The organism is Streptomyces sparsogenes subsp. cuspidosporus, assembly GCF_039532705.1.
Taxonomy (GTDB): domain Bacteria; phylum Actinomycetota; class Actinomycetes; order Streptomycetales; family Streptomycetaceae; genus Streptomyces; species Streptomyces sparsogenes.
The window spans coordinates 67,513-83,031 of sequence record NZ_BAAASD010000023.1 but is presented as its reverse complement, the minus strand read 5'-3'; the positions used below and the strand labels follow the sequence as shown (position 1 = coordinate 83,031).

Here is a 15,519-nt window from a genome sequence, read left to right as displayed (position 1 = left end):
TCGGCTGGACCCTGAGCGCCCCGTTCTCGGCGACCGCCTCCTCAGGCGGTCGCCGAGCGGTATTTCCGGACCGACAGCGTCCGGAAGACCAGGATGATCAGGGTCGACCAGAGGACCGAGGCGAGCACCGGATGCTGCATCGGCCAGGCGTCGGAGACCAGCCCCTCGGGGTTGCCGAACAGCTCGCGGCTCGCCTGCACGGTGGCGCTGAACGGGTTCCAGTCGGCGATGTGCCCCAGGAAGGCGGGCATCTTGCTGGACGGCACGAAGGCGTTCGAGAGGAACGTCAGGGGGAACAGCCAGATCAGCCCGCCGGAGGTGGCCGCCTCGGGGGTGCGCACGGACAGCCCGATGAGCGCGCCGATCCACGAGAAGGCGTAGCCCAGCAGGAGCAGCAGCCCGAAGGCGGCCAGCGCCTTCGGCACCCCGTCGTGGATCCGCCAGCCCACGATCACCGCGACGATCGCCAGCACCACCAGCGTCAGCGCCGTCTGCACCAGATCGGCGAGGGTGCGGCCGGTGAGCACGGCGCCGCGCGCCATCGGCAGGGAGCGGAAGCGGTCGATCAGGCCCTTGTGCATGTCGTCGGCGATCCCGGCGCCCGCGCCCGCCGTCGCGAAGGTGACGGTCTGCGCGAAGATCCCCGCCATGAGGAACTCCCGGTACACATCGGCGTCGGCGCTGCTCTGCCCCGGCACCATGATCGCGCCGCCGAACACATAGCTGAACAGCACCACGAACATGATCGGCTGGACGAGGCCGAACACCACCACCTCGGGGATCCGCGCCATGCGGATGAGGTTGCGCTGCGCCACGACCAGGGAGTCGCGGACCGACCGGAGGAGCCCGCCGCGCGCCCGGGGAGCCACGGCGACGCGGCCGGCCCGGCCCGCCCGGCCGTCCGCCGCCCCGGGGCCCGCCCCGGCGGTCGCCTCGGGGCCCGACCCGGCGGTCGCCTCGGGGCCCGCTCCCGCAGTCGTCTCAGGGGTCATGTCGGGCGTCGCCCCGGGTGTGCTCTCGTTCACCGCGGCCATCACTTGACCTCCTCCTCGGCACTGTCGCCCTCGGCACCATGGCCGGTGAGCGAGATGAACACGTCGTCGAGGGTCGGGCGGCGCAGCCCGATGTCGTCGATCTCCACCCCGCGCGCGTCCAGCTCCCGGATCACCTCCGCGAGCAGCTTGGCCCCGCCGACCACCGGGACGGTCACCTCGCGGGTGTGCCGCCGCACGGAGACCTCGCCCTTGCCGAAGCCGCGCAGCACCTCCTCCGCGACCGGGATGTGGGCGCGCTCATGGACCACGACCTCCACCCGCTCGCCGCCCGTGCGCGCCTTGAGCTGGTCGGAGGTGCCGCGAGCGATGACCCGGCCGTGGTCGATCACGCAGATGTCATGCGCCAGATGGTCGGCCTCCTCCAGATACTGGGTGGTCAGCAGCAGCGTCGTGCCGCCCGCCACCAGCTCCTGGATGACCTCCCACAGCGCCTGCCGGTTGCGCGGGTCCAGGCCCGTCGTCGGCTCGTCCATGAACATCACCGGCGGGCTGACGACCAGGGCCGCCGCCAGGTCCAGGCGGCGGCGCATGCCGCCCGAGTACGTCTTGGCGACGCGGTCGGCCGCGTCGGTCAGATGGAACCGCTCCAGCAGCTCGCTCGCGCGCGCCTTCGCCTCCCGCCCGCCCATCTGGTACAGCCGGCCCACCATGCGCAGGTTCTCACGGCCGGTCAGATACTCGTCGACCGCGGCGAACTGCCCGGACAGCCCGATCGAGCGGCGCACCTCATTGGGGTGGCGCAGCACATCCACGCCCGCGACCAGCGCCTTTCCGCGGTCCGGCCGCAGCAGGGTGGTCAGCACGCGCACCGCGGTGGTCTTCCCCGCCCCATTGGGCCCGAGCAGCCCGAGCACGGTCCCCTCCGGTACGTCGAGATCGACCCCGTCCAGAGCTCTGACATCTCCGAAGGTCTTCACCAGACCCTCGGCATAGATCGCACCTGGCATATGCGTCCCCCATCGGGCGTGCTGGGCGTGCTCATAGAAGGATTTAACTTTCGCCCGAATTACCCCGCCTGTCCACGCCTGTGGAAAACAGCGGGGACAGCGGTGGGGACAGCGGTGGGGACAGCGGCGCGGGCCCCTACGGCATCACCGTGTAGCCCGCCTCGCGCAGCGCCTCCCGCACCTCGTCGCAGTGGAGCGGCCCCTTCGTCTCCAGCTGCAGCTCCACCTCGGCCTCGGTGAGCCCGAGCCGGGGATCGGTGCGTACATGGCCCACGTCCAGCACGTTGGCATCCACCGCCGACAGTGCCGCCAAAAGGGTGGCGAGCGCCCCCGGCCGGTCGGTGAGCCGCAGCCGCAGCGACAGATAGCGCCCCGCCGCCGCCATGCCGTGCCGCAGGATGCGCTGCATCAGCAGCGGGTCCACATTGCCGCCCGAGAGCACCGCCACCACCGGCCCCTCGAAGGCCTCCGGCTCGGCGAGCAGCGCGGCCACCGGACAGGCCCCGGCCGGCTCGACCACCAGCTTCGCCCGCTCCAGGCACAGCAGCAGGGCGGCGGCCAGCGCGTCCTCGGAGACCGTACGGACCTCGTCCACGAGCTCGTCGACGATCCGGAACGGGACGTCCCCCGGCCGCCCCACCTTGATCCCGTCGGCCATCGTCGTGGGTGACTCGATCGCCACCGGGTGCCCCGCCGCCAGCGAGGGCGGATACGCCGCAGCGCCCGCCGCCTGCACCCCCACCACCCGCACGTCCGGCCGCAGCGCCTTCACCGCCACCGCCACCCCCGCCGCGAGCCCGCCCCCGCCGACGCCCACCACGACTGTGCGCACCTCGGGGCACTGCTCCAGGATCTCCAGGCCCACCGTGCCCTGCCCCGCGATGATGTCCGGGTGGTCGAAGGGGTGAATGAAGACCGCGCCCGTCTGCCGCGCGTACTCCTGCGCCGCGCGCATCGTCTCGTCCACGATCTGGCCGTGCAGCCGCACATCGGCGCCGTAGTCCCGGGTGGCCGCGATCTTCGGCAGCGGAGCGCCCTGCGGCATGAAGACGGTCGAGCGCACGCCCAGCAGCGAGGCGGCCAGCGCGACGCCCTGCGCGTGGTTCCCGGCGCTGGCCGCCACCACGCCCGCGGCCCGCTCCGCGGGGCTGAGACCGGCGATCCGCACATAGGCCCCGCGCAGCTTGAAGGAGCCCGTACGCTGCAGGTTCTCGCACTTGAAATGCACCGGTGAGCCGAGCAGGGCGGTCAGGTGGCGGCTGCCTTCGAGCGCGGTGACCCGGGAGACCCCCGACAGCATCTTCTGCGCCGCGCGCACATCGTCGAGCGTGGGCCCCTGGGCGTCGGACGGGGACGCCGGGAGACCCGGAGAAGCGGAGGAATTGGTACCGGGAACGGGGGTCTTGCGTGCGGCCATGGTCCCAAGTCTCGCAGCTCGCCCCACGCGCCCCAGCGCTGGCCGGATCGAGGCGGCAGGTTTCTGCAGCCCCCGTACGGGCGGGCCCCCGGCCGCGTACTCTGTGCCCCATCCCACAGACCACCGCATGAAGTGAGCCTTAGTCCATGCCCACCCAATCGGACATGACGACCCACCTCGACACCGGCGTACTCGACCTCCTGCAGCACCAGGTCGCGGTCTTCGCCCGGCGCGCCGAACAGACCCGGCTCGGCGGCGTCGGACAGGCCCGGAACTCCATGGACCGCGCCGCGTACCTGCTGCTCAACCGGCTCGACCAGGAAGGACCGATGGGCGTCAAGGCGCTCGCCGCCGGTATGGGCATCGACTCGTCCACCGTCACCCGACAGGTCGCCCCGCTCGTCGACTCCGGCATGGTCAAGCGCACCTCCCACCCCGAGGACGGCCGCGCGGTCGTCCTCCAGCTCTCCCCGCGCGGCAAGGCCCGCCTGGAGGAGGTGCGCTCCTCGCGGCGCGCCCTGATGGCGCAGGTGACCGACGGCTGGACCGCGGAGGAGCAGGACATCTTCTGCGACCTGCTCACCCGCTTCAACGCCGCGCTGGCCGCCGTGCACGCCCCCGTGCCCCAGGCGGCCTCGGCCTCCTAGGCCCTCGTAGGTCCTCACCGGACCTCGCCGGATCTCACCGGACCTCGCCGGATCTCGCCGGACCTTGCCGGATCTCGCCTGATCACCACCGAGTGTTTCCGGACCGCTTTCTGGCAGTTTCCTGACCGCTTCCTGACGACTTGCCGACCGCGGCGGCACGCCTCTTGACCGGGCGACCATGGCTGCCGTGTCCTGAAAGGGACGCCGTGTCCGGAAGGGGACGCCGTGTTCCTGCCGGGGACGGGAGGCGGAGGACGGGGTGGGCGAGAGGCGGGCAGCACGGGAGAGCCGCCGGGACCGGGAGTTCGCGGCGTTCGCCGCGGGGGCGAGCGGTCGGCTGCTGCATGCGGCGACACTGCTCACGGGGGAGCCACCCGGAGGACCACCGGGGGAGACCAGCGCCGCCGAGCGCCTGCTGACCACCGCGCTCGCCCGCACCTACGCCCGCTGGGACCGGCTGCGCGGGGAGGACCCGTACGACCGCACCCGCCGGGAACTCGCCGCCCTCTTCGCCCACCGCGCCTGGCGCCACCGCCGGCCGCGCGGCGGCCTCCTGGCCCGGCTCACCCCGCAGGAGCGGCTGGTGCTGGTGCTCCGGCTGCACGAGGGCGTACCGGAGGAGCAGGCCGCGGCCGCCCTCGGGCTGCCGGTCGAGCGGGTCCGCGCCATCTGCGCGCGCTCGGTGACGCTGATGCGCGAACACCCGCCGGGGCCGCCCGGGCCACCCGCGGCGGCACCGGCGCGGGCTTCAGCGGCGTCGAAGGCTTCGACAGCATCGGGGGCATCGGGGGCATCGGCATGAGCTTCCCCGACCGCAAGGAGGACGAGGTCCGCCGCATGCTGCTCGGCCCGTACCCGGCCGTGCCGCCCGATCTGGCCGGCCGGGCGGCCGAGCGGGGACGGCGGCTGCTGCGCCGCCACCGCGCCGTACGGGCCGCCGGCTGGCTCCTGCTGCTCGCCGCGGCGGTCGCCTTCACGGTGTGGGCGGCGATCGTCCACCCCTGGACGACGCCGCCGACCGACACCACCCCTCCCTTCGAGGGCTGGTGAGCCCGACGTGCGGCGAGCCCGCGACTCACGGGCAGGGGCCTAGGCCAGCGCCTGGCTCAGGTCCGCGAGGAGGTCGTCCACCGCCTCGATGCCCACCGAGAGACGGACCAGATCGGCGGGCACCTCCAGGGCCGACCCGGCCGTCGAGGCGTGCGTCATCCGGCCCGGGTGCTCGATCAGCGACTCGACGCCGCCCAGCGACTCCCCGAGCGTGAACAGCCGCGCCCGGTCGCAGACGTCGACCGCCGCCTGCTCGCCGCCCGCGACCCGGAACGACACCATGCCGCCGAAGGCCCGCATCTGCTTGGCCGCGACCTCGTGGCCCGCGTGCCCCGGCAGCCCCGGGTAGTAGACCTCGGTCACCTTGGGGTGGGCCACCAGCAGCTCGGCGACGCGCGTGGCGTTCGCGCTGTGCCGGTCCATCCGCACGGCCAGGGTCTTGATGCCGCGCAGCACCAGCCAGGAGTCGAAGGGCCCGGCCACGGCGCCCATCGCGTTCTGGTGGAAGGCCAGTTCGTCACCGAGGTCCGGGTCCGAGACCACGAGCGCGCCGCCGACGACGTCCGAGTGACCGCCCATGTACTTGGTCGTCGAGTGCACGACCACGTCCGCGCCGAGCGCGAGCGGCTGCTGCAGATAGGGGCTGGCGAAGGTGTTGTCGACGACGAGGCGGGCCCCGGCGGACCGGGCGACGTCGGCGACGGCGGCGATGTCGGTGATGCCGAGCAGCGGGTTGCTCGGCGTCTCGACCCAGATCACCTTCGTACGGGGCCGCAGCTCGGCCCGTACGGCCGCCGGGTCGGAGGTGTCGGCGACCGACCACTCCACCCCCCAGCGCTCGGCGACCTTGGAGAACAGCCGGAACGTTCCGCCATAGGCGTCGTCCGGGATGACGACGTGGTCGCCGGGCACCAGGAGCGTGCGCAGCAGGCAGTCCTCGGCGGCCAGCCCGGACGCGAAGGCCAGGCCGCGGCGCCCGCCCTCCAGCGCCGCCAGGTTCTCCTCGAGGGCGGTGCGGGTGGGGTTGGCGGAGCGGCTGTACTCATATCCGCCGCGGAGGCCGCCCACCCCGTCCTGCTTGTAGGTGGAGACCTGGTAGATCGGGGGGACGACGGCCCCCGTGAGCGGGTCCGCCTCCTGCCCCGCGTGGATGGCGAGCGTCTCGAAGCTCCGCGCGCCGCGATCGTCGCCGTGCCGCGGGGCGGGCTGCTGGGTGTGCTGGTCGGTCATGGGCCCGAGGGTAGTGCCCACGGCGGTACTACCGGGTTCAACGAGCCCGCGGGCACCTAGGCTGGTGCCCGGACGTTCCGACTACGGATACCGGGCGCAGCAGGGGCAGCAGGGGACAACACATGGAGTATCTGATCTTCCTCATCGCCATCGTCATGATCGGCGGTCTCCTCGTCGTGCCCGCCGTGCGCCGGATGCGCGGCGGTGGCGAGGCCATGCGCGGCGCGACGCGCGCCGCGGACCCGGGGGCGTACGGCTTCGTCCCGCAGGAGCGGCTGGACGTACGGCTGCCCGGCCCCGACCGCGAGCTGATCGACGCCCTGGAGGAGGTCCAGCGCACCCAGGACTGGCAGCCCGCCGCCCGGCTGCTGGCCCTCACCGACGCGGGCTCCGAGCTGCGCTGGCAGCGGGTGCAGACCCTGGCGGGCGCCGCCGCCTTCGAACTGGCCCAGGCGCCGGGCCAGGGCGGCATGTGGCTGCGCACCTGGCGGGTCGCCGCGCCCAAGGACCCGGGCGCGGCCGCCGTGCACGCGGAGTTCCTGGTCCGCCAGGCGCTGCGCGACCCCTCCTCGGACGACTTCCGGATGATCCTGGAGGAGGCCCGTACGGTCTGCGGCGAGGCGGCGCTGCTGGCCCCCGGCGACCCGGTGCCGTACATCATCGAGCTCGGCGTCGCCCGCGGCCTCGCCTACCGGCAGGCCGACTTCGAGGAGCTGTGGTCGAAGGTCACCGAGCGCTCCCCGCACCACATGGGCGCCCACCTCGCCGCCCTCCACTACTGGTGCGAGAAGTGGCACGGCTCCCAGGAGCTCGCCGACGCCTTCGCCCACGCCGCGGCCGCCTCCGCCCCGGCCAAGAGCCTCCTCCCCGCCCTCCCCCTCTTCGCGGTCTTCGAGCACCTCCCGGAGGCCAACCTCGTACGCACCCTCTACCAGAGCGCGGTCGTCACCCGCGCCATCGAGGGCGCCCTCTTCGCGGTCCGCGAGGCCCCCGCCGACCACCCCGTCCAGCCGCACGTCCGCCATCTGCTGGTCTGGTTCCTGGTCCGCGCCGAGCGCTACGCGGAGGCGATGGAGCAGCTCCGCCACGTGGACGGCCACGTGGGCGCGGTGCCGTGGTCGTACGGCGCGGACCCGGCGGCGGAGTACACGGTCTACCGGGCGCTGGCGGTCGCCGGCTGGGAGGGCCACGGCGGCACCCCGGCCACCCTGCCGCACTGACCTCCACACCGGCAGCGGAATGGCCCAGGGCCACCACCTGTTGTAGGGGGTGCGCACACGACACCGCCGCGCCCCCACCCGCGTGCCCCACCGCTCGCCCGCCCACCTGCCCGCCGTACAGCCAGGAGCCATCAATGCTGTTCAGCCGCCAGCTCCACCTCCCCTCCGCCGAGGAAGCGCTCAAGGGCCGCACCGAACCCGGCTTCCCGGTCCCCGACCGCCACACCGTCCTCGGCAACCCCCTGACCGGCCCCTACCCCGAGGGCCTCCTCGTCGCCGACTTCGGCCTCGGCTGCTTCTGGGGCGCCGAGCGCAAGTTCTGGCAGGCCCCCGGCGTCTGGACCACCCTGGTCGGCTACCAGGGCGGCCACACCCAGAACCCCACCTACGAAGAGGTCTGCAGCGGTCTCACCGCCCACACCGAAGCGGTCCGCGTCGTCTACGACCCCTCCATCACCTCGTACGCCGCCCTCCTGAAGCTCTTCTGGGAGTCCCACGACCCCACCCAGGGCTTCCGCCAGGGCAACGACGTCGGTACCCAGTACCGCTCGGCCATCTACACCCACTCCCCCGACCAGCAGTCCGAGGCCGAGGCCTCGCGCGCCGCCTACCAGGCCGTCCTCACCAAGTCCGGCTACGGCGACATCACCACCGAAATCCTCCCGGCCGGCCCCTTCTATCCGGCCGAGGCCTACCACCAGCAGTACCTTTCGGACGCCAAGAACCCCGCCGGCTACTGCGGCATCGGCGGCACGGGCGTCTCCTGCCCGATCGGTGTGGCCCCGGCCGACGGCTGAGGCTCCTGCCCTACGGGCATCGCCCCCGCTGGAAGCCGAGGGCCTCCGCCTCACTCATTCGGGCGATGTGATCGAGCTTGGACTCGATACGCTGCTCCCAGGGATCAGAATCTCGCCCATGGGAGCAGCAATGACCACCTCCAGCGCCGGGCAGCCACTCATCCCTCAGCCTCCTGCCACCGTCACGGCCCTCCGCCAGGCCGTCACGCGGATCGCGCCCGCCGCCCTGCCCGCCTTCACACGGGAGCTGGATCAAGCCGCCGATCAGTCCCGCCAAGCCTCCGACCTTTCTCCCCTCCAGCGGTTCATCGCCCAGTGGGCCGTCTACATCCACATCCAGCGGCAGCCGAATCTCGCGAAAGAGTTCCGTCACTGGGAGGACACCGCCGAGATCGGTGACGCGACGCAGGCCCGCCGCGCCGCATCTGCTCTCGGCAAGATCCTGGACGACGCATACGCCGCGCTCGGCCTCCCGCCGCGGTGAGCGCTGGCTGGCGCTGGGAATACGACCCCGATCACGCCCACGTCGCAGGCGGCATCCCCGCTCACGTGGTGGTTGAAGTCGAGCGTCTCGCGGAGCAACTGGTCGACCTTGCGGGGGTGGGAGTCGACGTCAGCGATTTCGGCAATGGCCCCCGACCGGGAGGCATGCGCCGCATGGACGCGGCGGACGGCTGGTTCCACTTCCTGGTGGCACCGCGAGACCAACTCATCGTGATCGTCCGCATCATCCCCCCGTTCCCACAAATCTGAGTCGGACACCCGCTGCCGACGTCGGCGCTCCTGAAAGGGGATACAACAAGCCGTACTTCGGTCTAGAAACGTCAATCCTGACCGTCTTCCGCAAGAACCGGATGCGCGAAGAGCGGCAGGTCCAGCGGGCTCTCTTGGCCCAGAAGGAATGCGAAGAGCCGCACGCCGCCGCGCAGACCGCCTGTCACCGGACGTTCGAGGAGTCACCGTGAGCAGGGGTTACCACACCTCATGGACGATCCCTGAGGAACATCGAGCCGATCCGGCGTACGTCGAGGCGGGCGCCGCCATCGCCCTGGGGCAGGCCGTGTACGACCGTCGCACGGCCTTGGGCATCGATCAGGCATCGCTCGCCGAACGGACAGGGCTCTCCACGGAGGACATCGACCGCCTTGAAGGAGGTGGCGCCATGCCTACCCTCCCGCTCCTGCGCACCTTGGCCAAGGCACTGGACGCCGCCCTGGACGTGTCGATCGACACGGAGGAAATCCGCGTGTCGTTCGTGCCGCACGCCGCTTGAGACCTTCGAAGGGGACGCCCCGACAGTGACTTAAGGCTCTACCTGAAGTGCCTGGTGAGGATGGTGGAGAGCCCATATGTGGATCCAGAATGCTTGGATGGTCACGCTTGAGACTCCCCGATTGATCCTGCGTCGCTGGCGCGAGGCCGACCTTGCGTCCATGGCTGCTGTCAACGCCGACCCCGAGGTCATGCGGTGGATCGGTGACGGCAGCCTCCGTGACGAACAGCAGACTCGCGGCGGGATCCAGGCATCGGAGAGCGAGTGGGAGTCACAGGGCTTCGGCCTGTTCGCAGTGGAGCTCCGGTCCACTGGCGAGCTGGCCGGGTTCACCGGCCTTTCGGTGCCCCGCTTCTTGCCGGAAGTACTACCGGCGGTTGAGGTCGGCTGGCGGCTGGGACGTTCCCACTGGGGACAGGGCTTGGCCACCGAGGCCGCCGCGGCCGCTGTGCGGTTCGGGTTCGAGGAGCGAGGGCTGGAGCGGATCGTCAGCATCACTCAGGTGGGCAATGACGCCTCCGAACGGATCATGACCAAACTGGGGATGCGGGCGGTCCGTGAGACCGTCGACCCCACCTGTGGTCGACGAGTGCGGGTGTTCGAGTTGTCGTCGGAGCAGTACGCCAACGCTCCAGGCCGACACACTGAGCAGCGCAGGATCGGCGGCACGGGCGGCTCCGGCCCGATCGGTGCCGCGCCGGCGCCGGAAGGGTCAGCCCTTGTCGCCGTGTTCCTCATCGCCGGTCTTGGAGAAGCCGTCGTGCCAGGCGGCCTTCGCTCCGGAGTCGCCGATCCGGTACACGTCCACGACGGCGCCCGTGGCCACCCCGACGGAGAGCACCGCAGCCACGACGCGGAGGGCCGGCGCGGAGCGGGGCGTGGCTGTCCGGGCGCGCTCCCTGGGGGCCGCCTCCGTGGACGCCGGCCTGCGGGTCGTCCACCAGATCGCCGCCGCCAGCACGAACAGGCCCGCGGCCCAGGGAAGCAGCCCGTCACCGAGTTCGGCGTGCCTGCGCACCAGGGCGTCGTTGTCGACGTGCTCCTCCAGCCACTCACCGGCCTGCGTGGCCACGGGCACGCTCGCCAGTGCCACGAGGGCCAGCAAGGGAAGCACGATCCCCATCCGCCGCGCGGTACTCGGCCATATCGCGGCTACCACGACCGCCAGGGCACTCAGGGGAACGAGCACGATGACGAAGTGCACGACCAGGACGTGTGCGGGCAGGCCGTTGACCACGGTGAGGCTCATCAGGTTTTCCTCCAGGAGTGACCATGAGAAGTCGACGCGCGCACGGCCCCCCCCATGGGCCGGCCTTGAGGCGCGCCAGACTGTCACAGGAACTTCTGAGGTTCCTCTGAACACTCCGATGTCGCGCGGGTGTCAGCCGGCGGCCGCCGCCGCGGTCTCCGCGCGGGACAGGGCGACGTCCAGGACGACCAGCAGCGCGTCCCGGACCGAGCCCCGCTCGCGGGCGTCGAAGACGATCAGCGGTACGTGGTCGGAGACGTCCAGCGCCCATCGGACCTGGTCCAGGTCGTGCTGGACCTCGCCGTCGAAGGCGTTGACGGCGACGGCGAAGGGGATGTCCTTGTGCTCGAAGTAGTCGACGGCCGCGTAGCAGTCGTCGAGGCGGCGGGTGTCCACGATCACCAGGCCGCCGAGGGCGCCCTCGACCACGTCGTCCCACATGAAGCCGAAGCGGTCCTGGCCCGGCGTGCCGAACAGGTAGAGCTTCAGCGTCGGGTCGATGGTGATGCAGCCGAAGTCCATGGCGACCGTGGTGGTGGTCTTGCCGGGGGTGTGGGTGAGGTCGTCCACGCCCGCCGCGACCTCCGTGATCGCGGCCTCGGTGGTCAGCGGCCGGATCTCGGAGATCGAGCCCACGGCCGTGGTCTTGCCGACCCCGAAGCCACCGGCGATGACCAGCTTGACCGGCAGCGGCGGCTGCGCGGCGGACGGCTGTTCAGCTGCTGTCGCGGAGTGAGCCCCGGGAGTCGGGGACGGCACGGAGACCATCGATAACCCTTCGCAGTACGGAGATGTCCTGGGTCGCCCTGGCGTTCGGCAGGTGGACCGCCAGGTGGCCGGCGGCGCACAGGTCCCCCGCCAGCACCCGGACCACGTTGAGGTGCAGTCGCAGCCGGGCGGCGAGCTCGGCCACCGACTGCGGGCGCCGGCAGGCGGCGACGAGGTCGTGGTGTTCGAAGGTGAGCCTGTCCAGGGCGGCCAGCCCGGTCGAGGTGGCCACGATCTGGGACTCGACCGGGAGCGACGGCGCGGCGCCGCTCCCCGACACCCGGCCGGCGGTCAGCAGGAACGGCCGGATCGCGGGGGCGCGGCCGGCGGGCTCCGGCGGTGCCCAGGCACCGTCCGCCGCGTCGTGCGGTACTGGTTCACCGGCGGCCATGACGATTCCCTCCTGAATGCCTGTGCCTTGGTCCCGTTGGTGGGACGGGTCAGCCGCCCGTGGCGGCGCCGGCGTTCTTCTTCAGCTCCAGCACCAGCTGGGGAGTGAGCGCGGCCCCGGCCCGGTTGGCGAACAGGGCCATCTCGTAGGCGATGTTGCCCAGCTTGGCCTCCTTCGAGGCCACCACGCCGAGGACGGCGCCGCTGCCGATGGCCGACACCAGCACATGGCCGCCCTCCAGGTCGATGATGACCTTGTTGAGGCCGCCGAGTCCGTAGTTGCCGGAGGCGCCCGCGGCGAGGCTGGTGATGCCGGACACGATCGCGGCGAGCCGCTCCGAGTCGGCCTGCTCACGGAGTTTGGAGACGGCGATCAGCAGGCCGTCGGTGGAGACCGCGATGGCGTCCACGACCCCCGCGGTCTCGGTGGCGAACCGGTCCAGCAGCCAGGTGAAGTCGGCCGCGGCGGCGCGCAGATCGGTGGGTTCCGCCCGCTCCTCGGAACTGCCGTTATCTGTCGGCGTGGTCACTGCCGGGCTCCTTCCGGGATCTTGGGTGCTGGGAGGGTGCTGGTTCCGTGGGGGTGGTGGTGCTGTCCCGCTCGGCCCTGCGTACGGCGGCCTCGAACTCGTCGAGTTCGGTACGGACCGCCTCGGCGTCCACGGGCCGGCGCACGGCCGGGACGACCCGGTCGGCCGGCGGGGTGGTCATGGCGAGGGTCGCTCCCCGTACCCGCCGGCGCAGCGGCCGGGGGGACGGTGCGGTGGTGGCCCGCTCGTCGGCCCCGGTAGTGCGCTCTGCCGTCCCGGTGGTGCGTTCGCCCTTGCGGGCCGGGACGCGCCGGGGCAGCCCGCCGGGTCGGGACGGGGAGGCGGTGCTGCTCTCGGACGCGGTGGTGGGCGTCCGTACGGGGAGGGGGGTGGGCGCGGCGGGTTCCCCCGCGGCCTCGGTCGGGGCGTCGGTCGGGGTCTCGGTCGCGGCCTCGGTCGGGGCGCCGGGCCTGGCCGGGAGTTCCCGGACGGTTCCGGCCGCGCCGCCGTCCGTCCCCGGGGCCGGGGCCGCCTTCAGGGCGGGAGCGGTCACGGCCGGAGCCGTCAGGGCCGGGGTCCGGGGCAGGCCCACGGCGTTCACGGTCAGCAGCAGGCCGGCCGGGATCCACACCGTGCCGGTGACCCCGCCGCCGGGCGTGCGGCTCAGCGCGACCCGTACGCCCCAGCGCCGGGCCAGGGTGCCGACCACGAAGAGGCCGAGCACCTTGGTGGGGACGAGGTCGAGCCGCTCGCGGCGGATCAGCCGGGCGTTCTCCTCCTCGAGGCGCTCCGCGCTCATCCCGAGGCCGTGGTCGATGACCTCGATCAGCGCGCCGCCGTCCGAGGTGACATCGGTGCCGGGCCGGACGACCACCTCGACGGGGGTGTGGGACGGGGAGAAGGAGACCGCGTTCTCCAGCAGTTCGGCCAGCATCAGCGTCAGGTCGCCGATGATGTCGGGCGCGACGGTGATGTCCGTCTCGGACCGCAGGGACACCCGCTGGTATCCCTCGATCCGGCCGAGGCCGGCCCGGATGACATTGGCCAGGGTGGTGGGGCGGGCCTCGACGTCGGTCTCCCGGATGCCGGCGAGCAGCATCAGGCTGTCGGCGTTGCGCTGGAGGCGTACGGCGATGTGGTCGATGCGGTAGAGCCGCTCCAGGACCTCGGGGTCGGTCTCCTCGCGCTCGACGGCGTCGATCAGCATGAGCTGGCGGGAGGTCAGGTTGGAGACGCGGCGGCCGACGTTGCCGAACATCTCGGCGACGTTGCGGCGGCTCACCACCTGGCGCTCCAGCAGCGCCGCGGCGGTGACCTGCACCTGGTTGAAGGCCTCGGCGAGGTCGCCGATCTCGTCGCGGACCGGGACGGGGATCGGGTGCGGACGCAACGGGGTGCTCTCCGCCGACTCGTCGTACTCGACCCGGGCCAGTTCCTCGCCCGCCACGTCGACCACCTCCCGCGCGGCGCCGGTCAGGGCGGCCAGCGGGCGGACGACCGACCGGCGGACCAGGACGGAGAAGGTCAGCCAGAGGGCGAAGCCCAGCAGGGCGAGCGCGAGCATGGCCAGCGCCTTGTGGAGGGCGCTCTTGGAGAGGTCGTCGGCCTGGTCGGCGATCTGGCCGATCAGCGACTGGGTGATGTCGAGGCGGGCCTCGGCCTGCCGGCTTCCGGCGTCCATGGCCTTGCGCAACTGCTGCGGCGTGCCGTCCTGGAGGGAGCTCGGGTCGATCTGGAGCTCCGCGAACTGGGCGGTGATGCCGTTCTCCTCGGCGTCACGCTCGATGCCGCTCAGGGCAAGGACCTGGGCCGGGGTGGCGAGCCTGCCGAACCGTTCGGCCTGGTACTCGTAGGTCGCGTGGGCAGCGACCGCGCGGGTGTACTCGGTGAGGGCGTTGGCGTCGCGGGTCTGGGCGGAGAACACGCCGCTCTCGAAGGCCGCGTGGGCGGCGTCGGCCCGCAGGACCGCGTCGAGCAGGTGGATGACCGAGGACGAGGAGGTGCCGGAGGCGTGGTCGAGGCCGATGCCGTCGATCAGGTACTGGATCGCGGCGGCGTACGCCGGGCCGATGCCGGCGGCCGAGACCGAGCCCCGTTCGACCTTGTCGCGCAGCACGGAGAGGCCGCGTACGTACGCCAGGGCGCGCGCCTCGTCCTTCGGCACGCCCTGCTCCTCGAAGGCCGAACGCACGGCGGTGGCCTGTTCGTCGGTCTTGCGCTGCGCCTTGCGGTAGGCGTTGGTGGAGGGGAGGGCGGTGCCGGGGCGGAGCGCGTCGTACCGCACGGACAGCAGCAGCGCCTGGCGGTTCTCGGCCTGGAGGTCGTTGATCAGCTGGGCGACCTGTTCGCTGTCGCGGACCACGTCGGCGGTCCGGCCGGCCTCCCGGGCCTGGTCGATCTGGCCGACGACGCCGATGGTCAGCAGCACCCCGACGACCGCGACGGGCACGATCACCAGGACGTTGATCTTCCGGCGGAACGGCCATCGGTCGAGGAGGGCCGCGGCCTTCCGGCGGGGCCGCGGCGTCAGCGGCGCACGCTCGGACCCGTCGGGTTCCGCTTCGGGCGACGGGTCCACCGTGTCCACAGACACCCCGGGCCTCCTTTCATGTGCTTCTGAGCGGTGACCGAGGGGTTGTTGGTGCCGACCGCCGACGACCGGGGGAGCGTGACGCCGACACGGCCCACGCCCGCCTGTGACGGCTCACGTCCGCGCGCACGATGGCTCACGCCCATGTGCGAGCGATCAAATCGCGCCACAGTCCGACCGGCGGTGAACACTACCGTTTGCGCGGAAGCTTGCAAGGCATGGGTGATTAAGACCGGGAAACCTGCACTTTCTGCGGCATTTGCCCATCGCGAACGGCCTTGGACGGCCCGTCACCGGATGCCCCGCCGACCGACCGGGTGGGCGACCCGTACCCTGTCATCCCCCCACCCCGAAGG

The 15,519-nt window shown here is 72.3% G+C and carries 17 protein-coding genes and 1 pseudogene; 9 read left to right on the top strand and 9 right to left on the bottom strand.

The window, feature by feature from the left end:
• Positions 1 to 41 precede the first annotated feature (41 nt).
• The 3 genes from ABFY07_RS25010 to ilvA form a co-directional block, all read right to left on the bottom strand.
• Positions 42 to 1,034 (bottom strand): ABC transporter permease, encoded by a 993-nt coding sequence (locus tag ABFY07_RS25010; RefSeq protein ID WP_346176635.1) that lies wholly within the window; start codon positions 1,032 to 1,034, stop codon positions 42 to 44.
• Positions 1,034 to 2,002 (bottom strand): ATP-binding cassette domain-containing protein, encoded by a 969-nt coding sequence (locus ABFY07_RS25005; protein WP_346176634.1) that lies wholly within the window; start codon positions 2,000 to 2,002, stop codon positions 1,034 to 1,036. The genes ABFY07_RS25010 and ABFY07_RS25005 overlap by 1 nt, the downstream gene beginning before the upstream one ends.
• A gap of 136 nt (positions 2,003 to 2,138) precedes the next feature.
• Positions 2,139 to 3,302 carry a threonine ammonia-lyase gene (ilvA, locus tag ABFY07_RS25000; RefSeq protein ID WP_346176671.1) on the bottom strand — a complete coding sequence of 388 codons (1,164 nt, stop codon included), beginning with the start codon at positions 3,300 to 3,302 and terminating at the stop codon, positions 2,139 to 2,141.
• 263 nt (positions 3,303 to 3,565) lie between these two features.
• Here ilvA and ABFY07_RS24995 point away from each other — a divergent pair, with 263 nt between their 5' ends.
• From ABFY07_RS24995 to ABFY07_RS24985, 3 genes are all read left to right on the top strand, one after another.
• On the top strand, positions 3,566 to 4,066 hold the full coding sequence (locus ABFY07_RS24995) for a MarR family winged helix-turn-helix transcriptional regulator (RefSeq protein ID WP_065963788.1): 501 nt from the start codon (positions 3,566 to 3,568) through the stop codon (positions 4,064 to 4,066).
• Between the two features lie 259 nt (positions 4,067 to 4,325).
• The gene (locus ABFY07_RS24990) at positions 4,326 to 4,868 is read left to right on the top strand and encodes a sigma factor-like helix-turn-helix DNA-binding protein (protein WP_346176633.1); all 543 of its coding nucleotides are present in this window, start codon (positions 4,326 to 4,328) and stop codon (positions 4,866 to 4,868) included.
• The gene (locus tag ABFY07_RS24985) at positions 4,865 to 5,116 is read left to right on the top strand and encodes a hypothetical protein (protein ID WP_065963786.1); all 252 of its coding nucleotides are present in this window, start codon (positions 4,865 to 4,867) and stop codon (positions 5,114 to 5,116) included. Before ABFY07_RS24990 ends, ABFY07_RS24985 begins: the two co-directional genes overlap by 4 nt.
• Before the next feature lie 39 nt (positions 5,117 to 5,155).
• On the opposite strand, the gene ABFY07_RS24980 is transcribed toward ABFY07_RS24985, so the two are convergent.
• Positions 5,156 to 6,346 (bottom strand): cystathionine gamma-synthase, encoded by a 1,191-nt coding sequence (locus ABFY07_RS24980; RefSeq protein ID WP_346176632.1) that lies wholly within the window; start codon positions 6,344 to 6,346, stop codon positions 5,156 to 5,158.
• 122 nt (positions 6,347 to 6,468) lie between these two features.
• Between ABFY07_RS24980 and ABFY07_RS24975 the strand changes: the two genes are divergently transcribed.
• The 6 genes and pseudogenes from ABFY07_RS24975 to ABFY07_RS24950 form a co-directional block, all read left to right on the top strand.
• On the top strand, positions 6,469 to 7,566 hold the full coding sequence (locus ABFY07_RS24975; RefSeq protein WP_346176631.1) for a hypothetical protein: 1,098 nt from the start codon (positions 6,469 to 6,471) through the stop codon (positions 7,564 to 7,566).
• Between the two features lie 134 nt (positions 7,567 to 7,700).
• Entirely contained in the window at positions 7,701 to 8,363 is a 663-nt protein-coding gene (gene msrA, locus ABFY07_RS24970) for a peptide-methionine (S)-S-oxide reductase MsrA (RefSeq protein WP_346176630.1), read from the top strand.
• Between the two features lie 130 nt (positions 8,364 to 8,493).
• Positions 8,494 to 8,847 (top strand): hypothetical protein, encoded by a 354-nt coding sequence (locus ABFY07_RS24965; RefSeq protein WP_346176670.1) that lies wholly within the window; start codon positions 8,494 to 8,496, stop codon positions 8,845 to 8,847.
• Complete coding sequence (locus ABFY07_RS24960) at positions 8,844 to 9,116, top strand: hypothetical protein (protein WP_346176629.1); 273 nt, start codon at positions 8,844 to 8,846, stop codon at positions 9,114 to 9,116. Before ABFY07_RS24965 ends, ABFY07_RS24960 begins: the two co-directional genes overlap by 4 nt.
• A 208-nt stretch (positions 9,117 to 9,324) precedes the next feature.
• On the top strand, positions 9,325 to 9,636 hold the full coding sequence (locus tag ABFY07_RS24955) for a helix-turn-helix domain-containing protein (protein ID WP_346176628.1): 312 nt from the start codon (positions 9,325 to 9,327) through the stop codon (positions 9,634 to 9,636).
• 97 nt (positions 9,637 to 9,733) lie between these two features.
• A pseudogene (locus ABFY07_RS24950) lies at positions 9,734 to 10,261 on the top strand (GNAT family N-acetyltransferase); the annotation flags it as partial.
• 87 nt (positions 10,262 to 10,348) lie between these two features.
• Here ABFY07_RS24950 and ABFY07_RS24945 read toward each other — a convergent pair.
• The 5 genes from ABFY07_RS24945 to ABFY07_RS24925 form a co-directional block, all read right to left on the bottom strand.
• Positions 10,349 to 10,885, bottom strand: a complete 537-nt coding sequence (locus tag ABFY07_RS24945; protein ID WP_346176627.1) for a DUF2231 domain-containing protein — start codon at positions 10,883 to 10,885, stop codon at positions 10,349 to 10,351.
• Between the two features lie 132 nt (positions 10,886 to 11,017).
• A complete protein-coding gene (locus tag ABFY07_RS24940; RefSeq protein ID WP_065963753.1) occupies positions 11,018 to 11,653 on the bottom strand; it encodes a GTP-binding protein in 636 nt (211 codons plus the stop codon).
• A complete protein-coding gene (locus tag ABFY07_RS24935) occupies positions 11,601 to 12,044 on the bottom strand; it encodes a DUF742 domain-containing protein (RefSeq protein ID WP_346176626.1) in 444 nt (147 codons plus the stop codon). Before ABFY07_RS24935 ends, ABFY07_RS24940 begins: the two co-directional genes overlap by 53 nt.
• 49 nt (positions 12,045 to 12,093) lie before the next feature.
• On the bottom strand, positions 12,094 to 12,573 hold the full coding sequence (locus ABFY07_RS24930; RefSeq protein ID WP_065963749.1) for a roadblock/LC7 domain-containing protein: 480 nt from the start codon (positions 12,571 to 12,573) through the stop codon (positions 12,094 to 12,096).
• Positions 12,554 to 15,160 (bottom strand): sensor histidine kinase, encoded by a 2,607-nt coding sequence (locus tag ABFY07_RS24925; protein ID WP_428837002.1) that lies wholly within the window; start codon positions 15,158 to 15,160, stop codon positions 12,554 to 12,556. Before ABFY07_RS24925 ends, ABFY07_RS24930 begins: the two co-directional genes overlap by 20 nt.
• Positions 15,161 to 15,519 lie beyond the last annotated feature (359 nt).

Bases quoted from the DNA above. Each gene is read 5' to 3' on its own strand.
- ABFY07_RS24965 (WP_346176670.1), top strand. From the start codon at position 8,494: ATGACCACCTCCAGCGCCGGGCAGCCACTCATCCCTCAGCCTCCTGCC.
- ABFY07_RS24985 (WP_065963786.1), top strand. From the start codon at position 4,865: ATGAGCTTCCCCGACCGCAAGGAGGACGAGGTCCGCCGCATGCTGCTC.
- ilvA (WP_346176671.1), bottom strand. From the start codon at position 3,302: ATGCTGTCGGGGGTCTCCCGGGTCACCGCGCTCGAAGGCAGCCGCCAC.
- msrA (WP_346176630.1), top strand. From the start codon at position 7,701: ATGCTGTTCAGCCGCCAGCTCCACCTCCCCTCCGCCGAGGAAGCGCTC.
- ABFY07_RS24940 (WP_065963753.1), bottom strand. From the start codon at position 11,653: ATGGTCTCCGTGCCGTCCCCGACTCCCGGGGCTCACTCCGCGACAGCA.
- ABFY07_RS24975 (WP_346176631.1), top strand. From the start codon at position 6,469: ATGGAGTATCTGATCTTCCTCATCGCCATCGTCATGATCGGCGGTCTC.
- ABFY07_RS24995 (WP_065963788.1), top strand. From the start codon at position 3,566: ATGCCCACCCAATCGGACATGACGACCCACCTCGACACCGGCGTACTC.
- ABFY07_RS25005 (WP_346176634.1), bottom strand. From the start codon at position 2,002: ATGCCAGGTGCGATCTATGCCGAGGGTCTGGTGAAGACCTTCGGAGAT.
- ABFY07_RS24935 (WP_346176626.1), bottom strand. From the start codon at position 12,044: ATGGCCGCCGGTGAACCAGTACCGCACGACGCGGCGGACGGTGCCTGG.
- ABFY07_RS25010 (WP_346176635.1), bottom strand. From the start codon at position 1,034: ATGGCCGCGGTGAACGAGAGCACACCCGGGGCGACGCCCGACATGACC.
- ABFY07_RS24945 (WP_346176627.1), bottom strand. From the start codon at position 10,885: ATGAGCCTCACCGTGGTCAACGGCCTGCCCGCACACGTCCTGGTCGTG.
- ABFY07_RS24980 (WP_346176632.1), bottom strand. From the start codon at position 6,346: ATGACCGACCAGCACACCCAGCAGCCCGCCCCGCGGCACGGCGACGAT.